The sequence below is a fragment of the Cytobacillus solani genome, assembly GCF_001420595.1.
In the GTDB taxonomy this organism is placed as follows: Bacteria; Bacillota; Bacilli; order Bacillales; family Cytobacillaceae; genus Cytobacillus; species Cytobacillus solani.
The window spans coordinates 3,900,045-3,925,541 of the sequence record NZ_LJIX01000006.1; the positions used below are offsets into that span (position 1 = coordinate 3,900,045).

At 38.2% G+C, this 25,497-nt stretch carries 28 protein-coding genes and 1 riboswitch; of the genes, 5 read left to right on the forward strand and 23 right to left on the reverse strand.

The window, feature by feature from the left end; all coding sequences use genetic code 11:
- Positions 1-36: 36 nt before the first annotated feature.
- Positions 37-1,356 carry a GntP family permease gene (locus AN957_RS21335; RefSeq protein ID WP_053477613.1) on the reverse strand — a complete coding sequence of 440 codons (1,320 nt, stop codon included), beginning with the start codon at positions 1,354-1,356 and terminating at the stop codon, positions 37-39.
- A 324-nt stretch (positions 1,357-1,680) separates the two neighbouring features.
- Positions 1,681-3,048 carry a sigma-54 interaction domain-containing protein gene (locus tag AN957_RS21340; RefSeq protein ID WP_053477381.1) on the reverse strand — a complete coding sequence of 456 codons (1,368 nt, stop codon included), beginning with the start codon at positions 3,046-3,048 and terminating at the stop codon, positions 1,681-1,683.
- Positions 3,049-3,177: 129 nt separating this feature from the next.
- Between AN957_RS21340 and AN957_RS21345 the strand changes: the two genes are divergently transcribed.
- Positions 3,178-3,540, forward strand: coding sequence for a hypothetical protein (locus tag AN957_RS21345; RefSeq protein WP_053477382.1), 363 nt, complete (start codon positions 3,178-3,180; stop codon positions 3,538-3,540).
- A gap of 115 nt (positions 3,541-3,655) precedes the next feature.
- Here the strand turns inward: AN957_RS21345 and AN957_RS21350 are convergent, their stop codons facing one another.
- The 16 genes from AN957_RS21350 to AN957_RS21420 form a co-directional block, all read right to left on the reverse strand.
- On the reverse strand, positions 3,656-4,837 hold the full coding sequence (locus AN957_RS21350; RefSeq protein ID WP_053477383.1) for an MDR family MFS transporter: 1,182 nt from the start codon (positions 4,835-4,837) through the stop codon (positions 3,656-3,658).
- A gap of 334 nt (positions 4,838-5,171) precedes the next feature.
- Positions 5,172-6,602, reverse strand: a complete 1,431-nt coding sequence (locus AN957_RS21355) for an ammonia-forming cytochrome c nitrite reductase subunit c552 (protein WP_053477384.1) — start codon at positions 6,600-6,602, stop codon at positions 5,172-5,174.
- Entirely contained in the window at positions 6,595-7,128 is a 534-nt protein-coding gene (locus tag AN957_RS21360; protein ID WP_231690106.1) for a cytochrome c3 family protein, read from the reverse strand. Before AN957_RS21360 ends, AN957_RS21355 begins: the two co-directional genes overlap by 8 nt.
- Positions 7,129-7,200: 72 nt before the next feature.
- On the reverse strand, positions 7,201-7,701 hold the full coding sequence (locus AN957_RS21365; RefSeq protein ID WP_053477385.1) for a TlpA family protein disulfide reductase: 501 nt from the start codon (positions 7,699-7,701) through the stop codon (positions 7,201-7,203).
- A gap of 16 nt (positions 7,702-7,717) precedes the next feature.
- Positions 7,718-7,849 (reverse strand): CcmD family protein, encoded by a 132-nt coding sequence (locus AN957_RS27095; RefSeq protein ID WP_082446665.1) that lies wholly within the window; start codon positions 7,847-7,849, stop codon positions 7,718-7,720.
- 16 nt (positions 7,850-7,865) lie between these two features.
- A complete protein-coding gene (locus AN957_RS21370; RefSeq protein ID WP_053477386.1) occupies positions 7,866-8,576 on the reverse strand; it encodes a cytochrome c biogenesis protein in 711 nt (236 codons plus the stop codon).
- Entirely contained in the window at positions 8,577-9,260 is a 684-nt protein-coding gene (locus tag AN957_RS21375) for a heme exporter protein CcmB (RefSeq protein WP_053477387.1), read from the reverse strand.
- Positions 9,257-9,961 (reverse strand): heme ABC exporter ATP-binding protein CcmA, encoded by a 705-nt coding sequence (gene ccmA / locus AN957_RS21380; RefSeq protein WP_053477388.1) that lies wholly within the window; start codon positions 9,959-9,961, stop codon positions 9,257-9,259. The genes AN957_RS21375 and ccmA overlap by 4 nt, the downstream gene beginning before the upstream one ends.
- Before the next feature lie 220 nt (positions 9,962-10,181).
- Positions 10,182-10,520, reverse strand: a complete 339-nt coding sequence (locus AN957_RS21385; protein WP_053477389.1) for a hypothetical protein — start codon at positions 10,518-10,520, stop codon at positions 10,182-10,184.
- 12 nt (positions 10,521-10,532) lie between these two features.
- Complete coding sequence (locus tag AN957_RS21390) at positions 10,533-10,895, reverse strand: hypothetical protein (protein WP_053477390.1); 363 nt, start codon at positions 10,893-10,895, stop codon at positions 10,533-10,535.
- An 18-nt stretch (positions 10,896-10,913) separates the two neighbouring features.
- Complete coding sequence (locus AN957_RS21395) at positions 10,914-11,432, reverse strand: cytochrome c-type biogenesis protein CcmH (protein WP_053477391.1); 519 nt, start codon at positions 11,430-11,432, stop codon at positions 10,914-10,916.
- Positions 11,429-13,408 (reverse strand): heme lyase CcmF/NrfE family subunit, encoded by a 1,980-nt coding sequence (locus AN957_RS21400; protein ID WP_053477392.1) that lies wholly within the window; start codon positions 13,406-13,408, stop codon positions 11,429-11,431. The genes AN957_RS21395 and AN957_RS21400 overlap by 4 nt, the downstream gene beginning before the upstream one ends.
- 20 nt (positions 13,409-13,428) lie before the next feature.
- On the reverse strand, positions 13,429-13,875 hold the full coding sequence (locus AN957_RS21405) for a cytochrome c maturation protein CcmE (protein WP_053477393.1): 447 nt from the start codon (positions 13,873-13,875) through the stop codon (positions 13,429-13,431).
- Positions 13,876-13,878: 3 nt separating this feature from the next.
- Positions 13,879-14,850 (reverse strand): hypothetical protein, encoded by a 972-nt coding sequence (locus AN957_RS21410; RefSeq protein WP_053477394.1) that lies wholly within the window; start codon positions 14,848-14,850, stop codon positions 13,879-13,881.
- 284 nt (positions 14,851-15,134) lie between these two features.
- Entirely contained in the window at positions 15,135-15,296 is a 162-nt protein-coding gene (locus AN957_RS21415; RefSeq protein WP_172797722.1) for a glycogen biosynthesis protein GlgD, read from the reverse strand.
- Positions 15,297-15,310: 14 nt separating this feature from the next.
- Positions 15,311-15,577 (reverse strand): YtzC family protein, encoded by a 267-nt coding sequence (locus AN957_RS21420; RefSeq protein ID WP_053477396.1) that lies wholly within the window; start codon positions 15,575-15,577, stop codon positions 15,311-15,313.
- A 199-nt stretch (positions 15,578-15,776) separates the two neighbouring features.
- Between AN957_RS21420 and mnmL the strand changes: the two genes are divergently transcribed.
- Both mnmL and mnmM read left to right on the forward strand, forming a co-directional pair.
- A complete protein-coding gene (gene mnmL / locus AN957_RS21425) occupies positions 15,777-16,745 on the forward strand; it encodes a tRNA modification radical SAM protein MnmL/YtqA (protein ID WP_053477397.1) in 969 nt (322 codons plus the stop codon).
- Entirely contained in the window at positions 16,742-17,314 is a 573-nt protein-coding gene (gene mnmM / locus AN957_RS21430) for a tRNA 5-(aminomethyl)-2-thiouridylate-methyltransferase MnmM (RefSeq protein ID WP_053477398.1), read from the forward strand. The genes mnmL and mnmM overlap by 4 nt, the downstream gene beginning before the upstream one ends.
- A gap of 36 nt (positions 17,315-17,350) precedes the next feature.
- On the opposite strand, the gene AN957_RS21435 is transcribed toward mnmM, so the two are convergent.
- Complete coding sequence (locus AN957_RS21435; RefSeq protein WP_053477399.1) at positions 17,351-18,445, reverse strand: tetraprenyl-beta-curcumene synthase family protein; 1,095 nt, start codon at positions 18,443-18,445, stop codon at positions 17,351-17,353.
- A 314-nt stretch (positions 18,446-18,759) separates the two neighbouring features.
- Complete coding sequence (locus AN957_RS21440) at positions 18,760-19,566, reverse strand: alpha/beta hydrolase (RefSeq protein WP_053477400.1); 807 nt, start codon at positions 19,564-19,566, stop codon at positions 18,760-18,762.
- 200 nt (positions 19,567-19,766) lie between these two features.
- On the opposite strand from AN957_RS21440, the gene AN957_RS21445 reads away from it, so the two are divergent.
- Positions 19,767-20,279: a gamma carbonic anhydrase gene (locus tag AN957_RS21445; RefSeq protein ID WP_053477401.1), complete on the forward strand. Its 513-nt coding sequence runs from the start codon at positions 19,767-19,769 to the stop codon at positions 20,277-20,279.
- A gap of 218 nt (positions 20,280-20,497) precedes the next feature.
- Here AN957_RS21445 and metK read toward each other — a convergent pair whose 3' ends face one another.
- Positions 20,498-21,697, reverse strand: coding sequence for a methionine adenosyltransferase (gene metK / locus AN957_RS21450; RefSeq protein ID WP_053477402.1), 1,200 nt, complete (start codon positions 21,695-21,697; stop codon positions 20,498-20,500).
- A 331-nt stretch (positions 21,698-22,028) separates the two neighbouring features.
- Positions 22,029-22,144, reverse strand: a riboswitch (SAM riboswitch).
- A gap of 93 nt (positions 22,145-22,237) precedes the next feature.
- Positions 22,238-22,612 (reverse strand): thiol-disulfide oxidoreductase DCC family protein, encoded by a 375-nt coding sequence (locus AN957_RS21455; protein ID WP_053477403.1) that lies wholly within the window; start codon positions 22,610-22,612, stop codon positions 22,238-22,240.
- Between the two features lie 229 nt (positions 22,613-22,841).
- Here AN957_RS21455 and pckA point away from each other — a divergent pair, with 229 nt between their 5' ends.
- Positions 22,842-24,428 carry a phosphoenolpyruvate carboxykinase (ATP) gene (gene pckA / locus AN957_RS21460; RefSeq protein ID WP_053477404.1) on the forward strand — a complete coding sequence of 529 codons (1,587 nt, stop codon included), beginning with the start codon at positions 22,842-22,844 and terminating at the stop codon, positions 24,426-24,428.
- Between the two features lie 85 nt (positions 24,429-24,513).
- On the opposite strand, the gene AN957_RS21465 is transcribed toward pckA, so the two are convergent.
- Entirely contained in the window at positions 24,514-25,284 is a 771-nt protein-coding gene (locus AN957_RS21465) for an alpha/beta hydrolase family protein (protein WP_053477405.1), read from the reverse strand.
- Positions 25,285-25,497 lie beyond the last annotated feature (213 nt).

Consider the following 25,497-nt stretch of genomic DNA (forward strand, 5'->3'; position numbering starts at 1 on the left):
TTCGAAAAACGATGCTAAAAATAGAAACTCCTAGACTTAGATACCAAGTCCGAAAGAGAATAGTATAATTGCAAGAACAACGCCTATCGCTGGTACGATAACTGTGAGAGCTCCAACTGCACCATAGGCATCCTGATGGCTTTCTCCACAAATGGAACGAACCGTTGTCACAACATATCCATTATGAGGCAGTGAATCCAGTGCACCGGACGAAATCGCAGCGACTCTGTGAAGCGCTTCCGGATTTACCCCCATATCCATATAATGTGGTGCTAATAGCGGAAGTGCGATGACCTGTCCTCCAGAGGCAGATCCAGTCATTCCTGCAATTACACTCACGGCGATTGCTGCCCCAATTAGCGGACTTCCGGGGATGTTGGTCATAAAATCCACTGCTGTTTCAAACGCAGGTACTGCCTTAGCCACACCGCCAAAACCAACAACTGCTGCTGTATTTCCAATTGCGATTAATGCTCCTAGCGTTCCCTCAGAAACAGCATTCCAGAAGTCTTTGAAATACCTGCGATTTAGTAGATAGGTTGCAATTACCCCGCCTAATAAAGCAATGATTAACGCCGATTGCTTAAGAGAATCATGGAAAATGAATGAAATAATGAGTACTACAATTAATGGGATTGCCCCCATAAGCGGGTTTGGCAAGTTTTTATCTACTGTCACAGGATCTTTTTCTCTTGCTACAAATGTTTCTCCTCTTTGTACTGCTTTAGTAATCATTCTCTTCAGCCACCAATAGCCAAAAATCATCATAAAGACCGCAACAATTATACTAACTTCCAGACCGGCATATGGCGTTGTACCAAGATATTCAATTGGAATCCAGTTTTGAATTTCTGGGGACCCAGCAGAGGTCATCGTAAATGTGACCGATCCGAAGGCAAGTGCAGCTGGAATAAATCTTCTCGGCAAGTTTGCTTGCTTAAATAAGCTTAATGCCATTGGATAAACTGAAAAGGCAACAACGAATAAGCTGACACCGCCATAGGTTAAAAAGGCACAGGAAACGACAATGGCCAGAACCGCATACTTCATTCCAAGCTTATCAACAATCAGCTTGGAAACACTATCCGCTGCTCCGCTATCCTCCATTACTTTTCCAAAAATAGCACCTAATAAAAACATTAAATACCAAGAGGTAACAAACCCCGAGAACCCTGACATATAATTGCCAACCAGATTTGCCTCTCCCTCCCCAGCCAGCTGCGGAAATAACGGCATCCCGCTAAATACGGCAACAAATATGGCTGACAATGGACCTACGACAAGAAGGTTCATTCCGCGCATTGTTAAAAATATTAATAATGCCAATCCACCGATTAATCCGATCATGCTAAGCATTTTTTGTTCCTCCTTTTTTGTGAGTTTGATGCTTACATTCACTGCATACTTTTTTGCCTTTATTTCAGCCCCCTTTTTGTAAACGATTACATTTTGAAATAACTTTCTGGCAAGGTTCAAAATGTTCCTCCTTCTGGTTTATTGCAAGTAGCGTGCCAAAAATAAAAACTATATGGAACAATCATATTTGAAAATTTTGTGAACTTTTTTTCCAGAAAACTGGACTTCGAGTGATTAATATTTTAATTAGTTTCATAGAAGCCCATGTTGATTGAAGAGGAAAAAGAAAGTCCAGAATTCTGGAACACCTTCCAAAATTCTGGACTACGAATGATCAATCCCATATTTTTTCAATTTTTCATAAAGTGATGATTTACTAATCCCCAGAGCCTTTGCTGCTTCAAGTTTATTGTTATTGTATTTTGCCAGGCTTTGAAGTAATATTCGCCTTTCCGTCTCTTCGATGATTTCCTTTAATTTCTTTTTACCTACAGGAAAAAGCGAGGATTCCTTCAAATAATCTGGAAGGGATTCCAATGTAATCACTTCATTGTTTGTCAGATGAATAGCTGCTTCAATGACATTCTCCAGTTCTCTAATATTGCCTGGCCAGCTATATTGCTGAAACCTTTCAATAACATCCTCGTCTATGGACATAATTCTTTTTCCTGACTTCTTCGTAATTTTTTTTATAAAATAATCCATTAAAATAGGAACATCTTCCATTCGCTCACGCAAAGGGGGAATCATGAATGGCACAACATTTATTCGATAAAACAAATCTTCTCTGAATCTTTTCTCTTCCATCATCTTTTCAAGCGGGCGATTCGTAGCAGCAATAATTCTTACATCAATATGAACAGGTTCAGTTGATCCTACACTCTCCACTTCCCCCTCCTGTAAAGCTCTTAATAGCTTTACTTGCATATTGATTGGCATATCACCAATTTCATCTAAAAATAATGTCCCTCCATCTGCTAATTGAAACTTTCCCTTCTTTCCTCCTTTTCTAGCTCCAGTAAAAGCACCTTCCTCATAACCAAATAATTCTGATTCCAAAAGATGCTCTGGAATGGCTCCACAATTTATCTTCACAAAAGGCTGATGACTTCTGTTGCTTAATTGATGAATACTATGGGCAAATAATTCCTTTCCTGTCCCGCTTTCTCCGCGAATTAAAACAGATATGTCACTTGCAGCAATCATCTTTACTTTATCTTTTAAGCTCTGAATTTGCTTCGAATTGCCAAGAAGATCATCTAAGCTATATTTCACACTGCGGTCAATGTCTTGTATATAGCTTTGAATTTTCGTCAGCATACTTTTTACATGACTGTTCATTTTCATCCATTCCTTTGTATCCCGAAAAAAAACAGTACCAAATGCGCCAACCACAAAATTATTTGAAACAATTGGAATTCGATTAGCAATCATATAGTTTCCTCTTATGTACTGGAGATCTGCAATTTCTTCTTTTCCCGTTGCAGCAACGATATGCATCCGTGAGTTTTCTATTACCTTGGAAACATGTACACCAATCACTGTATCTCGCTCTACTTCTAGAAAATCACAATAATTTTTATTTATATAAATGATCTTGCCCTCTTTATCAACAACGACAAGCCAGCCAAAAGCATTTTCCACAATGGTCTCTACAATATCAATTGGTATATCTAATAACGCACTTCTCATCCAAATCCCCTTATCAAAAATAATTTCTTACTATATTATCATACTTTTCCGATAATTTATCGTTAAGAAGTATTTACTGGCCATTTTTTGCCCATAACAATAGTAATCAAATCAATGGGGTGAATTTAAATGAAGGGAATTTATATAATCAATGAGCTATGGCAAGCTGAAGACCTTACTAGAGAGCAGAGTATTGAGGTACAGAAACATGCTTTGCAAACTTATTTAAATGAACACCATATTTCTGCGATAAAGCTTAACCCTTTGCAAATAAAAGATTACTATACCATTCCGCATGCACTTTTGTATGACTTAAAACAGCATTCTGGTGTTCATTTGGATTATCTAGTCATTTTTTCCGAAGAAGCAATTTCAAGATTTCTTCATTCCTATCCAGCAAGGTGGATACGAATAAAGAGCTATTTCAATGAAGTGCTATTTGTACAACAGCATTTCAACAAAAAAACATATAACTTCTTTAATTACCGCTGAATTGCTTTTTTCTCTTTTTTGAGAATCATAGGCTTCTTTGAACTTTATCAGTTCTACTTTCCCAAAATAAAAAAAGCAGCGGACTCCTTCTGTTGAAATCCGCTGCTTTCATATATTAAGACGCATGTGCCAATTGCTTCTTTTCTTTAATTTTCCGATCATAAATCAAAGTAGTAAAAATTGATATGACAAGAAGAATAATGAGAACTGTAAATAACATGGAAGTTCCGTAAACATCGACTAAAACCCCTCCAAGCAATGGTCCTATCATTCTTCCCCCAGTTGCTGTACTGTTTACGATCCCTTGATAAAAGCCTTCTCTTCCCTTTGGTGCCAAATCATTAGCAACTGTTGGGACGGCTGGCCAAATAAACATTTCACCAATCGTTAAAATAATCATTGCTGTAAGAAAGATTGGGAACTCTTTTGCCCCTGCTGTCAGTGCAAATGAACCTATAAAAATAATAATTCCTATATTAATTTGTGTTTTGAGTGACTTAATTCGCTTCACAAAGATATTGACTAGCGGCTGACCAAGTACGATCAATGCGCCATTAACTGTCCAAAGGAAGCTATATTGTTTTAATGTAATATTTAACTCCTGTGTGAAAGCTGCGATTGTCGTCTGCCACTGAACATATCCAACCCAACACAGTAAATACCCAAGACAAAGAATTAATAAGGCATATAATTTTGTATGGTTTTTTACACCGGTATTTTCTTTTAAAACGGAACTTTGTGAAACTGAAATGGTATTAATCTTTCGATAACCTAAAACGGCAATAAGAAGAAAGATTACATACATAAGTGTATTCGCTAAAAAGATCAGCTGAAAGGAATAAGAAGCAACAAACCCTCCAAGTGCAGCACCTACTGCAACCCCTAAATTTTGCGCGACATACATCGCATTAAAGGCTTTTCTTCCTCCTTCTTTCCAAACAGAGCCTGCCATCGCAAACATCGATGGAAAGACAATTCCTGCTCCAAAACCAGCAATCGTTAAAAAGATAACATACATTGGCCAGCCATGCCAAAAGGTTAAACCAATTAGGGAGAATAACGAGATTCCAATTCCGAGCAGGACAGATTTATAACCGCCAATTTTATCAAAAAGTGCTCCTCCAAATAAATTTCCGACAACAGTCGCTCCAGAGTTTAACATAAGCACAATTCCTGCTACTGACAATGATTTTCCAAGATGGTCGTGAATGTAAATGGTGTTTAAAGGCCATAAAAAAGAAGAGCCTGTTACATTCACTGCCATCCCAATAACTAAAAGCCATAAAACACGTGGCATGAAAAAGAACGCTCCTTTCATAGAAAGACTAAAAAGCGCCTTAATTAGGTCGCTTTCACCAAGATAATTCTATCTTAAAATTTGTTCATTATTCTTTTATATGTGAACTTAAAATTCTCTTTATTTCGTATTCCAAAGTAAATTTTATTTCTTTTTTATTGTCCTTGCAATAAGTATTTCGCCTGCTATTTAAATATAAAAATTCAGAAAACTTCAATTGTGAATTATTTAGAAAATGGAGTGAGTTAATTGACACTTATTCAACATTTTGACACAATAAAGAAAACACCGTACAAACTTAATTGTACAGTGTTTTCATAGCTTACTTTATTCTCTATTTTGGAGGAGGCTGCTGAGCAGGAAAGTAGCTGTTGGTCGCATGCACTTTCTTTTTAGCATTATCTTTTTCTTCAGAAACAGCCTTCTTCACTTTTTCAATCTCTTCTTTTAATTCTTCGATATTGACACCTTTTTTAACAAGCTCTTCAGTAGCAATTTGGATCGCTTTATTCGATTCATCACTTGAAACTCTTAAAGCTTTCATTCCACCTTGCGGGTTATGGAAACCTGCTCCACTTTCGGCAGCGACAATATCCCAGAACCATTGCCCTTTACGGATATGTTCTTGAGCTTCTTTTATTTTCTCTTCACTTACCCCGGAAGTAATCATTTTATTTACATAATAATGCGAACTTATTGAGATATCCTCTGCTTTATGCAAACCTTCCATATGTGTATCTTGAATTTCAGCTACACGCTTTTCCAGATCTTCAAGTTCACGGTCACTATGGCATGTAGCACATGACTGATCCATTGTTTTAAGTGGTGATTGCCACCAGTGAGAACTGATTTTCTTCTTGCCGTCTACACGTTCATATGGCATATGGCAGTCAGCACATGTGACGCCTGCCTGTCCGTGAGGTCCTTCTATATGTGTCTCAAAATCCGGATGCTGTGCTTTTACGATTGGCGTTCCAGATACATTATGAATAAAGTCTTGTTTAAACCCATTCTCTTTGGCTGTTGTTTCATAATATTGATACATGTCTTCCGGTTTAAATCCATTTTCCCATGGGAAAGTTACTTCACTATTTTCTGCTGCAAAATGGTACTCCACATGGCATTGTGCACAAACATAGTTTCTCATATCATTCTTTGTTGCTTTGGAAGTATCAATTCCTTGCGCTTCCATTCCTTTAGTAAAGCTTGGACGAGTAATGCGAAGATCCATTGTTTCTGGATCATGACAGTCTGAACACCCAATAGGGGAATGGCCCATAGACTCTGCCTTTGGCCAAATGACATCATTGAAGCTACTTCCCCAATAGTCATCGCCCATTTCTTCAATCATATGTGGAACTGCGGTCGATTTACATGTTAAACAGGAACCGATAGATTTGTCAGTTATCCGAGCTGTTGTACGTATATCCTCGTTCGCATAAATATGCCCGCGGTCTTCATTATAGTCTGTTGCAAATCCATACCCATTAAAAAGAACAGGCAAATATGGTTCTTTATCCGGATCGAACTTACTACGTTTGACTGATCCGCTATATTTTGTATCCTTTGTATCCTCTGCATTTTTCTGATAACTGTCATATTGAAGCGGGAATAAATCTTTAAACGCCTCATTGCTGATTTCATCTTTTGATAATCCAGTCTTCGCATCTTCTGCAGCAGTCGTGGCATCAGAGCTTGAACAGCCTGTAATTATCAGTATGACAGCAGCCAGGGAAAGTAATAACCATCGATAAGTCCTAGCCATTGTTCATCGTACCTCCTTTGTTTTCTAAAAGCTCACCTGATTTAGGCGGTTTAAAATAATCTTCTGTTTTAAAGCCATTGCCATGCGGGATTGCCTGATGGCAGCTTGAACAGCTGTCCTTTGCGTCGTGAGAAACATTATCCAATGTACTCTCATGGCAATCAATACAGTTCTGATTAATAGCATCAGTTGACCCTTCTGTTGCTATTAACACATTTGGAATCTTTTCAGCTCCTAACGTGTTGTAATATACGTGACCAAGGCCAGACTTTGCTTTAAATACGAGCTTATTCGCTAACGTATCATGAGGCAAGTGGCAGTCACTGCATGCAAGAGTCGCATGAGTCGAATCTGCAAAGGTATCATGTGCACTTGTCATGATGTGACAGCTTTGACAGAATTCAGGCGAGTCTGTATAAGCAAAAGTTTTCACCGTAACAACTGAAAGAACGATCCCTGCAAATAATCCAATAAATATTAATAATCTCTTATCAATGGCCAATAACTTTTTAAGCATTTTTCTCATCTTTTTCACCTCCTCTAAAAAATAATGCAAAAGCATATATTAAAATGCTGATTTAGCATTTTAACCCAAGGGTTAGTGAATACTTTCAATAATTTCTATCAAGTTTTTCTTCGTTGTCGGTCCTGAGAATCTTTCAAAAATGACGCCATTTTCATCGATTATGATCGTTTCTGGCTGCCCAATGACATTATATTCCTTCGAGATTTCTTCTTTCGTATCGAGTAAATAAGTTAACTTAGAATTTGATTCCTTCATGTACTTTTCTATTCTTTTTTTTGTTTCACCTTTTGCGATGATATAAAGCTCAGCTCCTTCATATTCAGCCCCAAAAGCTTCAAGCTCAGGCGCTTCATCTATACAAGGCTGGCACCAAGTAGCAAAAAAGTTTAAAACAACAATTTTCCCTTTGCGGTCAGATAACTGATATTCTTTTCCTTCGATATCCCTTAACTGAAAATCTATTGCCTCATCACCAGGACTCGCAGATGCTTTCCCACTCATCCCGTTAATGAGGATTCCAAGGACACCTGCAACAATTGCTAGTACGATAATTGGAATTACCCTTTTTCTCATTCGGCTTCACCTGCTTTTATTGTTCTGATTTCCAATCTTCAAGAACTTTAAGCTCTTTTTTCAAATCCTTTTGGCGTTTGCCTAGAATGAATATATATCCTGCAAGTAAAGCCCAAATAATTGTGTAAGCCATAAATAAATAACTCATATTGTTCTCCCCCTATTTAACTAGCTAATTTTTCAATCACTTTTGATTTTGCTTTTCTTACAGTAAGACGCATTTTTTCAATTTCAATGCCTTTCCGCATCATGAATAAATAGAGCAAGGTGATCGTACCAATACAGAATAATAAAGTTACAAGCATATCAGGCTCTACACCTCCGCCACTCTGGTTTTTCCCTTCACCGAAAACGACTGGGTGAAGTTTTGTATTCCACCAGCGAATGGCCATAAATACAATCGGTACATTGATACACCCAATAATTCCAAAAACAGCGGAAAGCTTCGCAATTTTTTCCCAAGTGCCCTCCATTTTTCGTACAAATAAATAGGCAATATAGATGAATAACAGAATAAGAACAGTTACTAATCGGGGCTCCCATGTCCACCAAGTATTCCAGGCTGACTTCCCCCAAATCATCCCTGTTAATAGAGTAATCGTTGTAAAAACTACACCTATTTCAGCAGAAATTCCTGCCTTAATAAAACGGGATTCTGTCGGTTTTTTTAAAGTTAAGACACAATAATAGCCAACAACAAAGAATGCGAGGAATGCGACCCACGCTGTACTGACATGGAAATAAAATATTTTCTGGGAGGCACCCATTTGTTTTTCAATAGGCGACCAAATAAAAATTAAATATAAAGAAACAAACATAGCTGGCACGAGAAGTATATACAGCATTCGATCGACAAACGCAGACGGTTGCTTCATTTAAGATCCCTCCATTAAGTATTCAAATAAGAAAAAGCAGGCTGCAAAAAACAATAAATCATACGCAGCCATAAGCTGAAGCCATGAAACGGCATCCTTCATTCCTTCTTGCTCTAGCACAATTTTTGTTGCCTGAACGGCGCCAATCATTAATGGACTTAGCAGCGGCAATAATAAAACTGGCAGCAGCATTTCACTATTTTTTGCATTTGCAGCAAGTGCCGCAAGAAACGTTCCGATCACGATGAATCCAATAGTGGCTGTAAGGACTATTAATAGAAACCAAATCATCTCGCCATGAAACCGGTAATCAAATAATAAAAATAAAATAGGGATGCTTATCAATTGAACGATAATAACGAGAACTAGGTTAGCTACCACCTTACCTAGAAAAATACTAGATGGGTCAATAGGTGCCACTCTCAATCCTGTTAAGCTATCATTCTCCTGCTCCGATATGAATGAGCGATTCAGCCCGAGCAAGCCAGAAAAAATCGTAATCACCCAAATCAGGCCTGGAATAATCGCTTTTACTGTATTATTCGTTGGATCAAATGCAAAGCTGAAAATCAGGATGACTAAACTTGAAAAGATAATCATCATTCCAATGGTCTGTTTCGACTTCAATTCATTCCGTAAGTCTTTCGCTGCTATCGTTAAGGCATCCGCAAGAATAATCTTCATTTCCCGATCACCGCCGCTTCATACCATTTCTTAAATGACATCAATTCTAATTGAGGGTCAATATTCCTATCACTAATCACCCTTCCTTTATTCAATATAAGCACCCGATCACATACATTTATCACCTGTTCGAAATCATGAGAGATTAATAGGATCGAAATCCCTTGTTTCTGTCTCTCTTTCATTAATTGATTTAGCAGTGAGACTGCTTCTTGATCCAATCCGGTATGCGGTTCATCTAGAAGCAGGAATTCAGGTTCTGCAAGAAGAACTCGGGCAATGGCCAATCGCTGGATCATTCCCCTTGAAAAGGAACGAATAGGTATATCTTTAAAATAATGCAGTCCAACTGCTTTAAGCAGCTCCATTCCCTTCTCCTCGATATTTTTTACTTTGTATAACTTACCGTAGAATCGTAAATTTTCTAGCGGTGTCAAAGAGTTGTATAAAAAAGACTCATGTCCGAGATAGCCGATTCTCTTTTTCAAAAGATGAGTTTTCTTCTTTATTTGCTCACCGTTTAGAAGAATTTCTCCACTTGTTGGCTGCATCAGACCAGCGGCAAGCTTAAAAAATGTGCTCTTCCCAGCTCCGTTTGGTCCGATCACAGCAACACTCTCTCCCGGAGATAAGGCCAGAGAAAAATTTCTTAAGATAATCTTGTCACCAATTATTTTTGTGATTTCTTTTAGCTCAAGCATATAATCCAACTCTTTCTGTAAAAGGATCATGAGAAAAGCGCAAGCGCCTTGCTTAGCGACGTATGGACTGGACCGCCTCCGACGAGATAAAGGAAACACGAAGAGCGATCGCGCATTCGTGCTTGACTTATCGCAGGAGGAAGTGGGAAGTCCATTAGGCGCTGGAGCTAGACAGTAATCCAAGTTCAAAATGTATACATTTTTTATAGGTGGGGCTTCATCAAGTAAATCGAATCAGCTCACTTTTGACATTATTCAGATGAAGCTCATATTCATTCTTTCGATTGATATATTGATCTTCACCTATCTCTCCCTGCATCTTTTGTTTATCCAGCAAGGCCATTTGATCTTCAATTACCGACTTCTTCTTTAAGAGCAGTTGAAATTGATTTTCATCAGCAGCAAACTCTTGTTTATAGGTGTGGTTTTTTCTTTGAATAAACACAATCATGACAGTAACAACTATTAGAAATATTAGTACTGCATGCGGGTCAAACATATTGAGAAAAGGTGTTCCCAGCCAAAAGTTAACAAGCCAATCCGGGTGAAACGGCGGCATTTCAATCACCCCTTATCCCTTTTTTTGTTTCCGTATTTTGTTCAGTTCTTTTAGAATTTCACGATCAACAATATCCATATCTCTGTTTCCCTTTGGCTGGATTCTATTTTGTTTTGTCTCTGATTTTAAATAACTAGCTGCAAGTGTATGATACTGTTTCTTCATCCTCTCAAAATCATCTTGGGTCAACTTCTTCATTAGAAAGTCCATTTCCAGTTCATTTACTGCTGCATAGATCATTTCTACAGGCATTTCTGTTTCCCTTACTCCTGAATTGCTATAGTTTTCTTCACCTTTATTAAAAAAGGGAGAAACAATAAAGTAAAAACAGGTAATAACGATCATTGATCCGAGGAGTAAAAAAATGTAATCCATAGTGATTTCTCCTTTTGTTCAAAAGTGCTTTTTCCGCTCTTCTTCAAAGGTAATTTCAACAATTTCTCTTTCCATTTCAGTCATTTCGTCACAGACTATAGGTACTGTTTCCTTTCCACCTTGTTTATACGTTAATTTCTTAATGCCGAAACCAACTACAATGGCTCCTAATAAAAATCCGAGTGCAGGAGTTATCCAAGCAATGATGCCGCTGCTATCTGTTGCAGGGGTACGGAGTGCCGCCTGACCATATTCATCAATATAGGATTGCAGGATCTTCCTTTCAGACTGTCCCTGATTTAATGCCTCAATAACTTCCTCATAATAGACTTTTTTAATGGAACAAGTAGAAATATCATGATCTGCGTGTCCCTGCATATCTAACTGATTAATAATAGATTGGAATTCCTTGGAATTATAATCAAACTTTGTATTTGCCTTTACTCTTTTTTCATTAAAACCTAGGTCAATCAGAATGATAGATGCTATCATAGCGAGTGAGCATTTTATCATTCTCCTCCTTGTTAATTCTTTCATGACTGAACACCTGCCTGCCGGCCATTCACTCTAAAGAAGGATGAAGTCTTTCCTCCAATAAGCGCAATGGCTGTTCCGATCATCATCAAAATTCCTCCTGCCCAAATCCAGCTGACAAAGGGATTAATTTTCACAACAACAGTCACTTTCTCTTTGCTTTCCCATGAGCTGAGCACAACATATAAGTCCTCTTTCCAATTCGTTTTTATTGCTACTTCTGAAGAAGGCTCCGGCCATGTTCCATAGAATATTTTCTCTGGATGGATAGTTCCATTGCTTTTGCCTTTATATTTAACATCAATATCTGCTGCAACAATTCCATTGCCTCTTTCTTCCGTCTCAGTCAGCTCATTAAAGGTAAGCTCGTAATTTCCGACTTTAAAGCTTTCACCTTGATTTACCGTTTTCATTACCTCTTCAGAGTAAGCATTAGAAGAAATGACTCCAACTGCAATAACTGCAATCCCGATATGAACGATGTAACCGCCATATCTTCGCTGATTTTTCCTTGTTAATTGGAAAGCAGCTTTTAAGAATCCTTCTTTCGTTGCCTTTCTCCTTGCTCTCACACCACGCCAAAACTCGGCTAGATGTACATTAAACATAAATACAGTAACCGTTAGACCAATAATGGCATATATTCCTTTTACACCCATTGCTACAAGAGCTCCTGCAAATAGAAGAGCTACGATTATTGGTGCAAGTGTATTTTTGAGAAACCGCTCAAAGACAGCCTTTTGCCACGAAATAAGTGGACAAATGGCCATTAAAAGCAAGAGGGCAAGCATAATGGGCGCCATCACTTTATTAAAATATGGGGCACCCACATTTACTTTCGTTCCCGTTAATGTTTCAGAAATTAGCGGATACATCGTTCCAAAGAAAACAGCAAATGCCGCAGCAACTAATATGAAGTTATTTAATAAGAAACTGCTTTCCTTTGAAAAATAAGCTTCAATTGGCTTGCTTTCCTTTTTAATCAGCTGATAACGAGTTATAACAACATAAATAGCAAAGATCATCATAAAAGCCATAAAAATTAAGAAATAGGTTCCTAGATTACTATCACCAAAGGCATGAACACTTGTTAAAATCCCGCTTCGTACAAGGAATGTCCCAAAGAGAGAGAGAATATAGGACAAGATAATTAAGCTTAAATTCCATGTTCTAAGCATATTTTTTCTTTCTTGAATCATAACCGAATGCAGAAAAGCAGAAACCGTCAACCAAGGAAGGAAGGATGCATTTTCTACTGGATCCCATGCCCAATAGCCGCCCCAGCCAAGTTCAAGATAGGCCCACCATCCGCCGACAATATTGCCGATTGTTAGAAAGAGCCAGGCTGTAAGTGTCCATCTTCTTGTTAATTTTATCCATCCTGAATCCATGTTCTTCATTAGCAATGCGGCAATGGCATAAGCAAATGGCACGGCTAGTCCGACGTATCCCATATATAAAGTGACAGGATGAATGACCATTCCAGGATTTTGGAGCATTGGATTCAGCCCCTTGCCATCAGCCGGAATCGTATCTGTCATCTCGAATGGATTTGCATTAAAGACCATTACAATATAGAAAAACAGAATATTTAACAGCAAAACATTGGAAACATACGGAATCATATTGTTTTGCTTTTTCTTACTTAACACGATGATGGCAGCATATATACTTAATAAAAATGCCCATAGCAATAAGGATCCTGCGTTTCCTGCCCAAAAAGCGGCAAGCTTATAAACAAGCGGCAGCTGATTATTTGTGTAGGCTGCAACATATTTGAATTGAAATTGGCTCGTACCAAGAATATAGAAAAGCAGAAAAGCAGATATACTCGTTACAAAAGCAAGGGATAGGATTCCTCCCCTAGCACTTTCCAACCATTTTCTATTATTTTTTTTCATCCCGATAATATTTGCTGCTAACGAGTATAACGAAATGACGATTCCCAGTATAAGAGCGATATTGCCGATTAGATACATGTTGTTGTCACCCGCCTGTCTTATTCATCCTGCTTATTTTCGTTCATGTTTTTATGCATTTCCATGTCATAGTTTTCTGTATCTTCCCCTTCATACTTTGAAGGGCATTTCGTCTGAACCTTTTCTGCTTCAAACACTCCATTATCCTTTATAAACCCTTCAACAATCACAATGACATCATCTGAAAAATTATCTGGTTTAACTCCCTTATAAATAATAGGAAGGGTTGCACTGCTTTCTTCATCAACAATTTCGAAGGTCAACTCAATCTTATCCGCATCCCATTTGACCGAATCTTGTTTTAGAAGTCCTTGAGTCAAAACGTACTCATCCTTATAGTTATCAGTAAGCAATTCCTCAATGGAAATCTCCTTGCTTCCTGCACTCGGCATGGTAGAAAAAAACATAATCATAATCGCAACGGCAAAGAGTGACAAACCAAAGATAATTTTTTTGTTTTTAGACATTTTTTATCCCCCTAGTTTTTTTAGCAATTCATCGTATTCTTGTTGAGAAATACTCCCTTCTAAAAGCATTGCTCGTAAACGCGATTTTTTCGCTTTTTCATCTTTCTGTATCTCACCTGATTGTTTATTGTGAATCGGATGAGACCCTTTTTTCCTCTTCATGAGGAAAATAAGCAGGATTGCAGCGATTGCACTTACACCCCCAACAACAGTAAGAATTAACCACATTGGCAGCGTTTCATTTTTCTGCATTGCTTTTTCTGCATGCTCCGAATTTCCTGTCATCTCTTCCATAATTTCCATTGTTGTTTTTGTTTCTGACCGCTTATACTCAAGCTGAAATTCTTTGGTCACATCGGGCTTCATTCCTTGAATCTGGTATAAGAACATATTCATCCCATATCCATTTTCTTGGTGGGAATCAGCTGCGGGAGTTAATTGAAAGCTCTCAGATTTCAATGGTTCTAGAAAAACCATACTGACGAGACCAATATCAGCAAAACTTTTAAATTGATACGATAATTTCTTTGTTTCCTTGTTACCAATTAATTGGTTTGTATAATATTCAACGACAAATTTGTATGGCTCATTTGGCCGTATATCTTCGCTTGTTTTCCACGAGATTGTTCGATTTTTTTTATCCATTTCATATTCGATTTCATTCAGCTCTGTTAAATCTCGATTATAATCTGCGACAAATCCTATTCGGAATTCATCCTCGTCCATTGGAAGAGGGATCTCAATTTCTCCTTTAACGGGTCGATCTGTCGGATTGATTAACGTGCCATGATAACCAATCAATAAAGAAGGATGACTTTTTTCTTTATCCTTTGGATGATTAGCATACTCTGGCATAACTTGAACCTTTAACTCTTCCATCTTGAGGATAGAGGCTTGATTTTCAGCTCCTGTGTAGCTTGGTAAACTAACAAGGAAAATCATCATCCCTATCCAAGTCAAGATTGTTTTTTTCATCATTTGACACCCTTTCCGATGGGAAACTCATATTATGAACATTTTGTGAATAATTTCACATGTATACTTTTAGAAAAGAACCGACACAACTTGAAGTAAAGTCTATTCTTTTAATCCATCGAGACCCTCTTTATTTGCTTACCTTATTTAAACCATTTTATAAGGCTGTTCATCTGTGACTTTAAGCACGTTATATCTGTAAGTTCTTTACCACTTTGTGAACGAGGAAAATTCACTAATTAAAAACCCTGATGCATAAGATCGCATCAGGGCATTTATTATTCTTATTCAGGATGGAATTTGGATGTAACTGGCTGTCCTTTTTTTTCATACATTTTCTTTGCCTGCTTAACTAAATCAAAATCACTGCCTAATTCTAAATCATTGCTATTTACGCCATTTTTCGTTTTCTGTTCAGGGTTATTCTGCTTTGAACGTTTTTTCACCATTCCATTCCCTCCTAATCATGCGGAAGAATTATCATCTGGTTCTGAAGCTGCTGCAATTGGAGCCTCATTCGATGAAGCTGCTCTCGCTGCTGTGCATTCGCGCTAAGTGCCATCTTAGCTAAGTCATTATAAGCATTCTCAAGAGATTGAAGCGCATTTGTATACCCTTCATCATTATAATGCGCCTGCAGTCTCCCCTCTTCATACTGATCATGTGCAAAGCGAATCGCATCCTCGCATTGTTGAATAAGCTTATCCATCGATTCACGAGTTGCCATCTATTCCCCTCCTACTTCAGAATGGGTTTTTAAGAAGCTTCAGGCTTCATCCATTAGTTTGTTCATATTTTCGCTTCCTATTATATAAATTGCTGGCAATATAACTTGAAACAATTTACTTTGGCTATCAGTATTACTTCATGTTATGATTATTTTTATGCAGTATTTTCGATATGACTTACTTATAGGAGGTTTCTGAATGGCTCAGACAAATCCTTTTCCGTTTGCCGCTGATGACAAACGTTACCATACATGGAATTACCATTTACGGAATGAATTTGGCCATAAAGTATTTAAGGTTGCACTTGACGGCGGCTTTGATTGCCCGAATCGGGACGGTACAGTTGCACATGGTGGCTGTACATTCTGCAGTGCTGCAGGATCAGGGGACTACGCCGGCAACCGGGCAGATGATCTAGAAACACAATTTAATGAAATTAAAGAAAAAATGCATCATAAATGGAAAGATGGCAAATATATGGCCTATTTCCAGGCATTCACAAATACACACGCACCTGTTGAAGTGTTGAGAGATATGTATGAAAGAGTGCTGCAGCAGGAAGGTGTTGTCGGTTTATCCATTGCGACAAGACCTGATTGTCTTCCAGATGATGTCGTTGAATATTTAGCTGAGCTAAATGAACGAACTTATTTATGGGTGGAGCTTGGGCTGCAGACGGTTCATGAAAGGACCGCTCTTCTAATTAACCGGGCACATGATTACAAATGCTATGTTGAAGGAGTAGAAAAGCTTCGAAAGCATGGCATTCGCGTTTGTACACATATCATTAACGGCCTCCCGCTCGAAACGCCAGAAATGATGATGGAAACCGCGAAAGAAGTAGCAAAGCTTGATGTACAAGGAATCAAAATTCACCTGCTTCACCTTTTAAAAGGAACACCAATGGTCAAGCAATATGAAAAGGGAATGCTTGAGTTCTTATCGTTTGAAAACTATGTAAGCCTAGTTTGCGACCAATTAGAAATTTTACCACCAGAAATGATTATTCACCGCATTACAGGTGATGGTCCAATTGAGTTAATGGTTGGACCAATGTGGAGCGTAAATAAGTGGGAAGTCCTTAACGCGATTGATGCAGAGTTAAAACGAAGAAACAGCTGGCAGGGTAAGTTTTATAAGCCAAGTCAAGTGGAGATTCAAGCATGAAGCTTGATGGAATTTTGCCTTTTGCCCGGCAATTGATTGAAAAAACTGTATCTCATGGTAACTGCGTTGTTGATGCCACGCTTGGCAATGGGCATGATACACTATTCCTAGCTCATTTGATTGGTGAATCTGGAATGGTTTTTGGATTTGATATTCAGGAAGAGGCTGTTTCGAATACGCAAAAACGTTTGTTGGATGAGCAGCTTGCAGATAGAGTTACCTTGTTTCATAAAGGGCATGAACATATTCTTACCAGTATTCCAGAATCTCACCATGGAAAAATAAAAGCAGCTATTTTTAATTTAGGCTACCTGCCTGGAGGGGACAAATCGATTGTTACAACTCCTTCGACAACAATCTCTGCCATAAAGCAGCTGCTTGAAATTATGGCTCCTGAGAGCATCATTGTGCTTGTCATTTACCATGGACATCAAGAAGGAGCAATAGAAAGAGATGCACTTCTTCCATTTGTGAAACATTTGGATCAAAAGGCTGCTCATGTATTGCAGTATCAATTTATTAATCAGGAGAACAATCCACCATTTATTATTGCGATTGAAAAACGGTAATAGAATCAAAAAACCTGCAAAATTTTTGCAGGTTTTTTAACGTAATAACACTCTCTTAAAAGAGGCAGGAATCCAATTTTGCATGGCACGATATACCCTTCCGTTCCAGTAGAAGAAATAGCTAATTCCTCCACCCGTTTTTATCATGCTCCTTGCAAGTTTCTTGACATTCTTTTGTTTTCTTACTTTTTTATCTGATAAATAAATACCGAGCAGACCACGATTAATTAACTGATGAAACCGTTTATGCGGAAGCTGCTCCGTATGCTTGTCCGCTTCAATGACAAAATGTTTTAACCGATTAAATAGCTTTTCCTCGTTCTCATAATAAAAACAAAAGTTTAAATCCCCGCCTGCAAGATCTTCTTCCTGATCAATGAAATAATCCAAAAGAATATGCAGACCCTGTATGTAAGGAAAATAGCCATTGCGGATATTTTCAGCATACCCTATTTCAAAGTCATCCCTCATTGCATACGAAATGAGGCAGAAGATTCCTAATGTGGATCCAGAACACGCAGAAAACTCATACCATTCCATTTCAGGAATTCTACCTTTACATTGTTGAAACCATTCTTGCAAGCGTGGAACCCGCTCATCAACTTTCACATGCTTGTGGATTTGCAAATCACAATAATACCGACATAACTCGAACAGATAATTCTTAATTTCTTTATAGTCTCGAACTTCTGAAAGTACATTCCTGCAGGTAGCTGCAAGGTCAGCTAAGTAGTTGCCATCCTCCTGCTCCATGCGAAAGCGATAGTAATTCTTCGGTTTTGCATCAAGAGTTAGTGCATCCATCATAGACTCATGAAGAGCCGAAAAATCTTCCGCATTGAGAGATGTGCTGCGGTCACATAAATTATCTAAGTAATCGCTAATTGTTTGGTACGCAACAATAAACTTAATGGCTAATGGAAATTTTTCTTTTGCCATTAATGCCATAATCGAACCGCCCTCACAATGAAAGGTTTTATGTTCAATGCTTGCCAATGCCTGCTTCCTTAACTCCTGATCTGGAATCTCCTCAGCTCTTTCTTTCCAATAGTTTAATTCCTTATGAACTAATGGCAAGACCCTTCGATAGACTTTAGACATTAAACTAATTGGCATGGAAGGAACGCTCATAAATTCACTCCTTAAAGAAATATGCAAGCGGCTTCAGAACAATCAAAAACTGATTGTTCTTGCGATCATTACACTAAGTAGGGGTCCTTAGTGCTCACCCCCGACAAGCACAAGTCAAACTGGCATTGTTCTTTGACCTCCTTGCCAGATTGGCTTGTGACCTCGAGGTCGATAAAAGCGTGACGTTACCCAATAAGCTTTCCTTTTGGTCAGTTTGATATGCCGCTGCCGAAGTTCTCCTTATCCTATCGCATTGTCGACACTAGTATATCCTGTATGCCAGCGATAGGATGCTTGCGCTAGACAATTTCTTCTTAATTCTCAATATAACCAATTGCCTTTAATTGACTGGAAACAAAATCCTTTGCATATTCAAATACATCTTCCCGGTCAGACTCATTAAATATTTCATGATAAAATTTAGGCCATTCTTTATACCGCTTTTCGGAAAAAGGGGCAAGATTAAACCATTCGCTCACTGTTTTCTTATTGACAATCAAGTCATCCCCACCCTGCATAACAAGCAGCGGAACATCTTGTATCTTTTCAAGCTTTTCAAATCCTAGTTTAATCGCATTCAGTAGTTCTCGATACCATCTAACAGACACTTTCTTTACATACAAAGCATCATTCGCATCCGCATCACGAACATCCTGATTGCTCGTTGCCATATCTACAGTAAGTCCCGAATCCATTCTTAAGCTTGGAATAATCAGATTAAGCCCGATCGAAAGAATATCAATCAACTTAGAAGGTTTTTTAATTAATCCAAGACATGGAGAAGACAGGATCACTCCAGCTAGATTCATTTTTTCCTCCTGAAGCAGGCGAATGGAAATTAATCCACCCATACTATGACCAAAAAGGAAAACAGGTAAATCAAACTGATAGGCTGTTTGAATCCAATCCTTCACTTCGGAAAGATACTCATCAAATGATTCGATATGGCCCCTGCTTGATCTTGTTGTCATCCCTTGGCCAGGAAGATCTCCCATAATGACATGAAAACCTGATAATCGCCATTTTTCTATAAGCCACCCATAGCGGCGATGATGCTCCATCGCACCATGAACCATTACAATGACCGCTTTAGCCTCTCCTTCAGCTTCCCATTTCCACATCATATTTCCTCCTAAACCTTATGTTGAAGCGAAAAACCATTCTTTCTAAATTATAGCTTAGAAACCGGAATTCATCACATTTTATCCCGTTATTTTTCATTTAAATCATTTTTTTCAGCAATTTGAGTTTACAAGTTCCTTTTTGTCTCATCTACCTATGTTAGAATAAATTGTAAATACGAATATAAGGGGCGTTACAAATGATTTATCCTTATAAAGATAAAATGCCGAAAATTGCTGATTCTGCATTTATTGCTGATTTCACAACAATTACTGGAGATGTAGAGATAGGAGAAAATTCAAGTGTCTGGTTTAATACTGTTATTAGAGGCGATGTGGCTCCTACAATTATTGGAAAAAAGGTAAATATTCAAGACAATTCTGTCCTCCATCAAAGCCCAAACAATCCATTAATTCTTGAAGATGAAGTAACTATCGGTCACCAAGTTATTCTTCATAGCTGCATTATTCGGAAAAAAGCTCTCATTGGGATGGGCTCTATTGTACTAGATCAAGCTGAAATTGGCGAAGGGGCATTTATCGGGGCAGGGAGCCTTGTTCCTCAAGGAAAGAAAATCCCACCGAACACACTTGCGTTTGGCAGACCTGCAAAAGTGATTCGTGAATTAACACAAGAAGATATAAAGGAAATGGAACGCATAAGCAGAGAATATGCCGAAAAGGGGCATTATTACAAAGCTCTTCAAAAATAAATGGCATATAATGATTTAATATTTCCTATTTTAATTATAATTATGTATATCGTCATCAAGGGGGTTCCTATTCTCTTTTTTTCGACTGGATTTTCCTATATTTGGATATTCCAGGTTCCATTCTATATTCTGCATCCTTTTCAACCTTTATTTGATATTTCAGGTTTCAAAACACACAAAAAAACAGGAACCGCAAAATGCAGTTCCTGTTTTCTATATTATTTTGTTGCTTCTGCTCGTAAAGCTTCTGCTTTATCCGTACGTTCCCAAGGAAGGTCCACATCTGTACGGCCAAAGTGGCCATATGCAGCTGTTTGCTTATAAATAGGGCGACGTAGGTTAAGCATATTGATAATACCAGCTGGACGAAGGTCAAAATGTTTGCGAACAAGATCAACCAATACATCCTCGCTAACTTTTCCAGTACCAAATGTATCGACAGAAATGGAAACTGGCTGCGCAACGCCAATTGCATAAGCTAGCTGAACTTCTACTTTATCTGCTAATTCTGCGGCTACAATATTTTTCGCCACATAACGCGCAGCATAAGCAGCTGAACGGTCAACCTTTGTAGGATCCTTACCAGAGAATGCACCACCGCCATGGCGAGCATATCCGCCGTAAGTATCAACAATAATTTTACGACCAGTTAAACCAGCATCCCCTTGAGGTCCGCCAATAACGAAACGGCCTGTTGGGTTAATAAAATACTTTGTATTTTCATCAATTAGCTCTTTCGGAACAACGGGGTTAATCACATGCTCCTTCAGATTACGTTGAATTTGCTCAAGGCTAATCTCAGGGTGGTGCTGAGTTGAAATAACAATCGTATCAATACGAACAGGTTTGTTATTTTCATCATATTCTACTGTTACTTGCGTTTTACCATCTGGACGGAGGTACGGAAGAATATCTTCTTTACGCACTTCTGTTAAACGACGGGATAATTTATGTGCTAATGAAATTGGCAGCGGCATAAGCTCTTTTGTTTCGTTACAAGCATAACCAAACATCAAGCCTTGATCTCCTGCACCGATTGCTTCGATTTCTTCATCACTCATTGAACCTTCACGTGCTTCAAGTGCTTGGTCAACACCCATCGCAATATCCGCAGATTGCTCATCAATCGATGTTAATACCGCACAAGTTTCCGCATCGAAACCGTATTTTGCACGTGTATAGCCAATCTCTTTCACCGTTTCACGTACAATCTTCGGAATATCTACATACGTAGAAGTAGTAATTTCACCAGCTACCAGAACGAGACCTGTTGTTACAGAAGTTTCTGCAGCAACACGTGCATTCGCATCCTTTGCTAAAATGGCATCCAAAATCGCATCAGAAATTTGATCACAAATTTTATCCGGATGGCCTTCAGTAACTGATTCAGAAGTAAACAAACGACGCTTTGTTGACATCTGGATTCCTCCTTATTTATATAATAGGCAAGATTACTTAGCAGAAAGCAACCTTAGGTTGATACGGAACTCATTCCCTAAGTAGTATGAAATAAACAGGGAGTTTTTATTAATATGCCCCTTTAACACTTAAACACAGTCATATTAAAAAACTCAAAAAACCAAAAGCCGTCCATCAAATTTGCATTATAAAAACTTTGCTTATCGCCAAGTTGTTATGGCGAAAGCCTTCGTTTTTATTATACTTTAATCCATAATTAAAAGTTCATAAAGTACAAAAAAACCTTTTCATATGTGAAAAGGTTGAAAACAAATCGATTCGCGCCTTTCACTCTTATCGTTCAAGGCCCTAAGTCCTTGCGTCAGGTTAGCACCTTTGCTAAAAAAAATCTTTAACAGGTTGCTGGGCTTCATTGGGCCTGTCCCTCCGCCAGCTCGGGATAAGAGAGTATCCGTTCAAGGTAAAATCATAACGTATAAAATGAATTCATGTCAATAACTATCTGTATAAAATTCTTGTTTTTTCATTAATAACCTATACTATAATGAACAACTTCCATCTTCACATTTTCCTTTTAAAAATTTGTGGCGATTTTTTGCAATCCATTGATACACTGGATTTCCAATTAAATAGGAAAATGGGATATATAAAAAAGCTCCTAAAAGGTAGAACATAGGGAGACGAAGAAACAAATATCTTATTGCGTAAAAGCCTTTTAACACATGACCATTGGATGTAATAATATGAAGTTCTTTTCGCAAACTAGCTTTATCAAACGAAAGTGGATGTTCATTTTTTTCATATTCCTGTAATGAAACCCATTCGATTTGACGAAACCAGTCAAGCTTACAAAAAATTCGCTTAGATTCCTTGCATAACGAGCATGTTCCATCGTATAATGCAGTCGATTTCATAAGATCATCCCATTTATGTTTTGTTATTACGATTTTAACATATATGGAAGGAGTTCTTCCTGTTTTTTCAAGTGTCCTTCTTACATTGGCTTAAAACCAATTGTGACATTTTTATTAATTTAAAGAAAAATTTCTTAATAGTATAGATTAATCATCTAAATGTGTTATACTAATTAGGAGATGTAATCACTTTCAAAAATAATCCTGGATAAAGGAAGGTATTCATCAGATGAATTCTGTTAGCATTCCAAATAAATTGATTGATTTACTAAAAGGTAATAATATTCAAATTCAATTGTCTGTCCCTCAGCTTGTTGAAAAGGTATTGAACCGTAATGAAGGATCACTGACATCAACTGGAGCTGTTGCTGCAACAACTGGCAAATATACAGGCCGTTCGCCTAAAGATAAGTATATTGTGAAAGAAGCTTCAACATTAGATACAGTTGATTGGGGAAGTGTGAACCAGCCAATTTCTGAAGAAGTATTCTCTAATTTATATAATAAAGTGTTAAGCTACTTACAAGAAAAAGACGAAGTGTTTGTTTTTAAAGGATTTGCAGGCGCTGATAAAAAACATAGACTGCCAATCCAAGTCATTAACGAGTACGCTTGGCATAACTTATTTGCACATCAGCTATTCATTCGCCCTACAGATGAAGAATTATTGGATCACCAAGCAGAATTCACAGTTATATCCGCACCAAACTTTAAAGCGGACCCTGCTGTTGATGGAACTGCATCTGAAACCTTTATTATTGTTTCTTTTGAAAAACGTACGGTATTAATTGGCGGAACTGAATATGCTGGTGAAATCAAGAAATCAATATTCTCTATCATGAATTATCTGCTTCCAGAAAACGGAATTCTCCCTATGCATTGTTCTGCTAACGTTGGACTTGAAGGGGATGTTGCTCTGTTCTTCGGTCTTTCTGGAACTGGAAAAACAACTTTATCAGCAGATCCAAATCGTCGTTTAATCGGTGATGATGAACACGGATGGTCTCCAAACGGTGTTTTCAATATTGAAGGTGGATGCTATGCGAAATGCATCAACCTTACTCGTGAGAAAGAACCACAAATTTTTGATGCAATCCGTTTTGGTGCAGTGCTAGAAAACGTAGTTATTAATAGCGAGAGCCGAGTGGCCGACTATGATGACAACACATTAACTGAAAATACTCGTGCTGCCTACCCAATCCAAGCGATTGATAATATTGTAGATCCAAGTATTGCTGGACACCCTAATACGATTATATTTTTAACGGCTGATGCCTTTGGCGTCCTTCCTCCTATCTCTAAATTAACGAAAGAGCAAGCAATGTACCATTTCCTTAGCGGTTATACATCTAAGCTTGCTGGTACAGAGCGTGGAGTGACTTCACCAGAAGCAACCTTCTCTACATGCTTTGGTTCACCATTCTTGCCTCGTGCAGCGACTGAATATGCTGAAATGCTTGGTAAGAAAATCGATGAGCATAATGCAAAGGTATACCTTGTGAATACAGGCTGGACTGGCGGCGAATATGGGGTTGGAAATCGTATGAAGCTTCCATATACTCGTGCAATGGTTCAATCTGCTCTAGAAGGCGAATTGAACAATGTAGAAACCATTAAGGATGAAATTTTTGGCCTAGAAATTCCACTGCATGTACCTGGTGTACCAGATGAAGTGCTCCAGCCAAACAAAACTTGGGACAATCAAGCAGCCTATGAAGTAAAAGCGAAAGAACTTGCAGCTAAGTTCCGTGAAAACTTCAAGAAGTTCTCAAACGTTCCATCTGAAATTGAAGAAAAAGGCGGTCCAACCGCTTAATATACTCTATATATCGATGTTGTAAATTCAGCTTCATTCCCCGAAAAAAGGAATTGCCTTAAATGGCAATTCCTTTTTCAACTTCTTACTGCTTCTTCATCCAATTCGTTAAATCCTGGACGACCTTTCGATTAATTGCGGGTGGAAAGTAATGAGTAAATCCTTGAAAATACCAGCTTTCTACTTTTTTGTTTAGTGCCTTTAATCTTTTCTCTAAACGATAGGCATGTTCGGCTGAGACATTTTCATCTTTTTCCCCATGGATTATTAATACGGGAGACTGTAGCCTCTCTATTTGAAAAAGTGGCGTTCGATACTCGTACCGCTCCGGAAACTTCGTTGGTGTCCCACCGATCACCCTTTTCATCATTCGTCGTAAATCCTCTCTCTCTGCATATGTTAGAAACATATCACTGACTCCGCCCCAGGTCACCATTGACTTTGCCTCAGGAAATTGAATGGCTGTCAATAGTGCCATGACACCGCCTCTAGAAAAGCCAAAAATATGTGCACCTTTTACCCTTGGATGAGATTGCAAAAGTCTAAAAGCTGAAAAGGCATCCTCTCGATCATCGCCAGCAAAATCCTCGTTGCCTTCCCCTTCTTGATTTCCCCGGTAAAATGGCGCAAAGACAATAAAACCCTCTGAAGCAAACTGAACAATACGTCCCGGCCTCACTTTCCCAACATTTTTGATACCACCGCGTAAGTAAAGAAAACCATCATAGATTTCATTTCCTTTTGGCTCAGCTAAAAGCCCCTTTACTTTTAAACCATCTGATCGATAGGTAACGATAGATAACTCGATGCCAGGGTTAGGTGATGGAAACCTTTCCTTATGTATGATTTGGTCCATCTATAGTTCATCTCCTATTCTTGCAATTGACCGGATTCATTCTTAATCTGACCGGATTATTGTAATTTTGACCGGATTATTCCTAAATCTGACCGGAATATCATTATATTGACCGGATTTCCCTAATAAATCTATAAATAAAAAGTTTTTCTAGGCATTCACACATTTTTTGCACCCTCATACGATAATGTAGGCTTTGAAGCTGATATATCT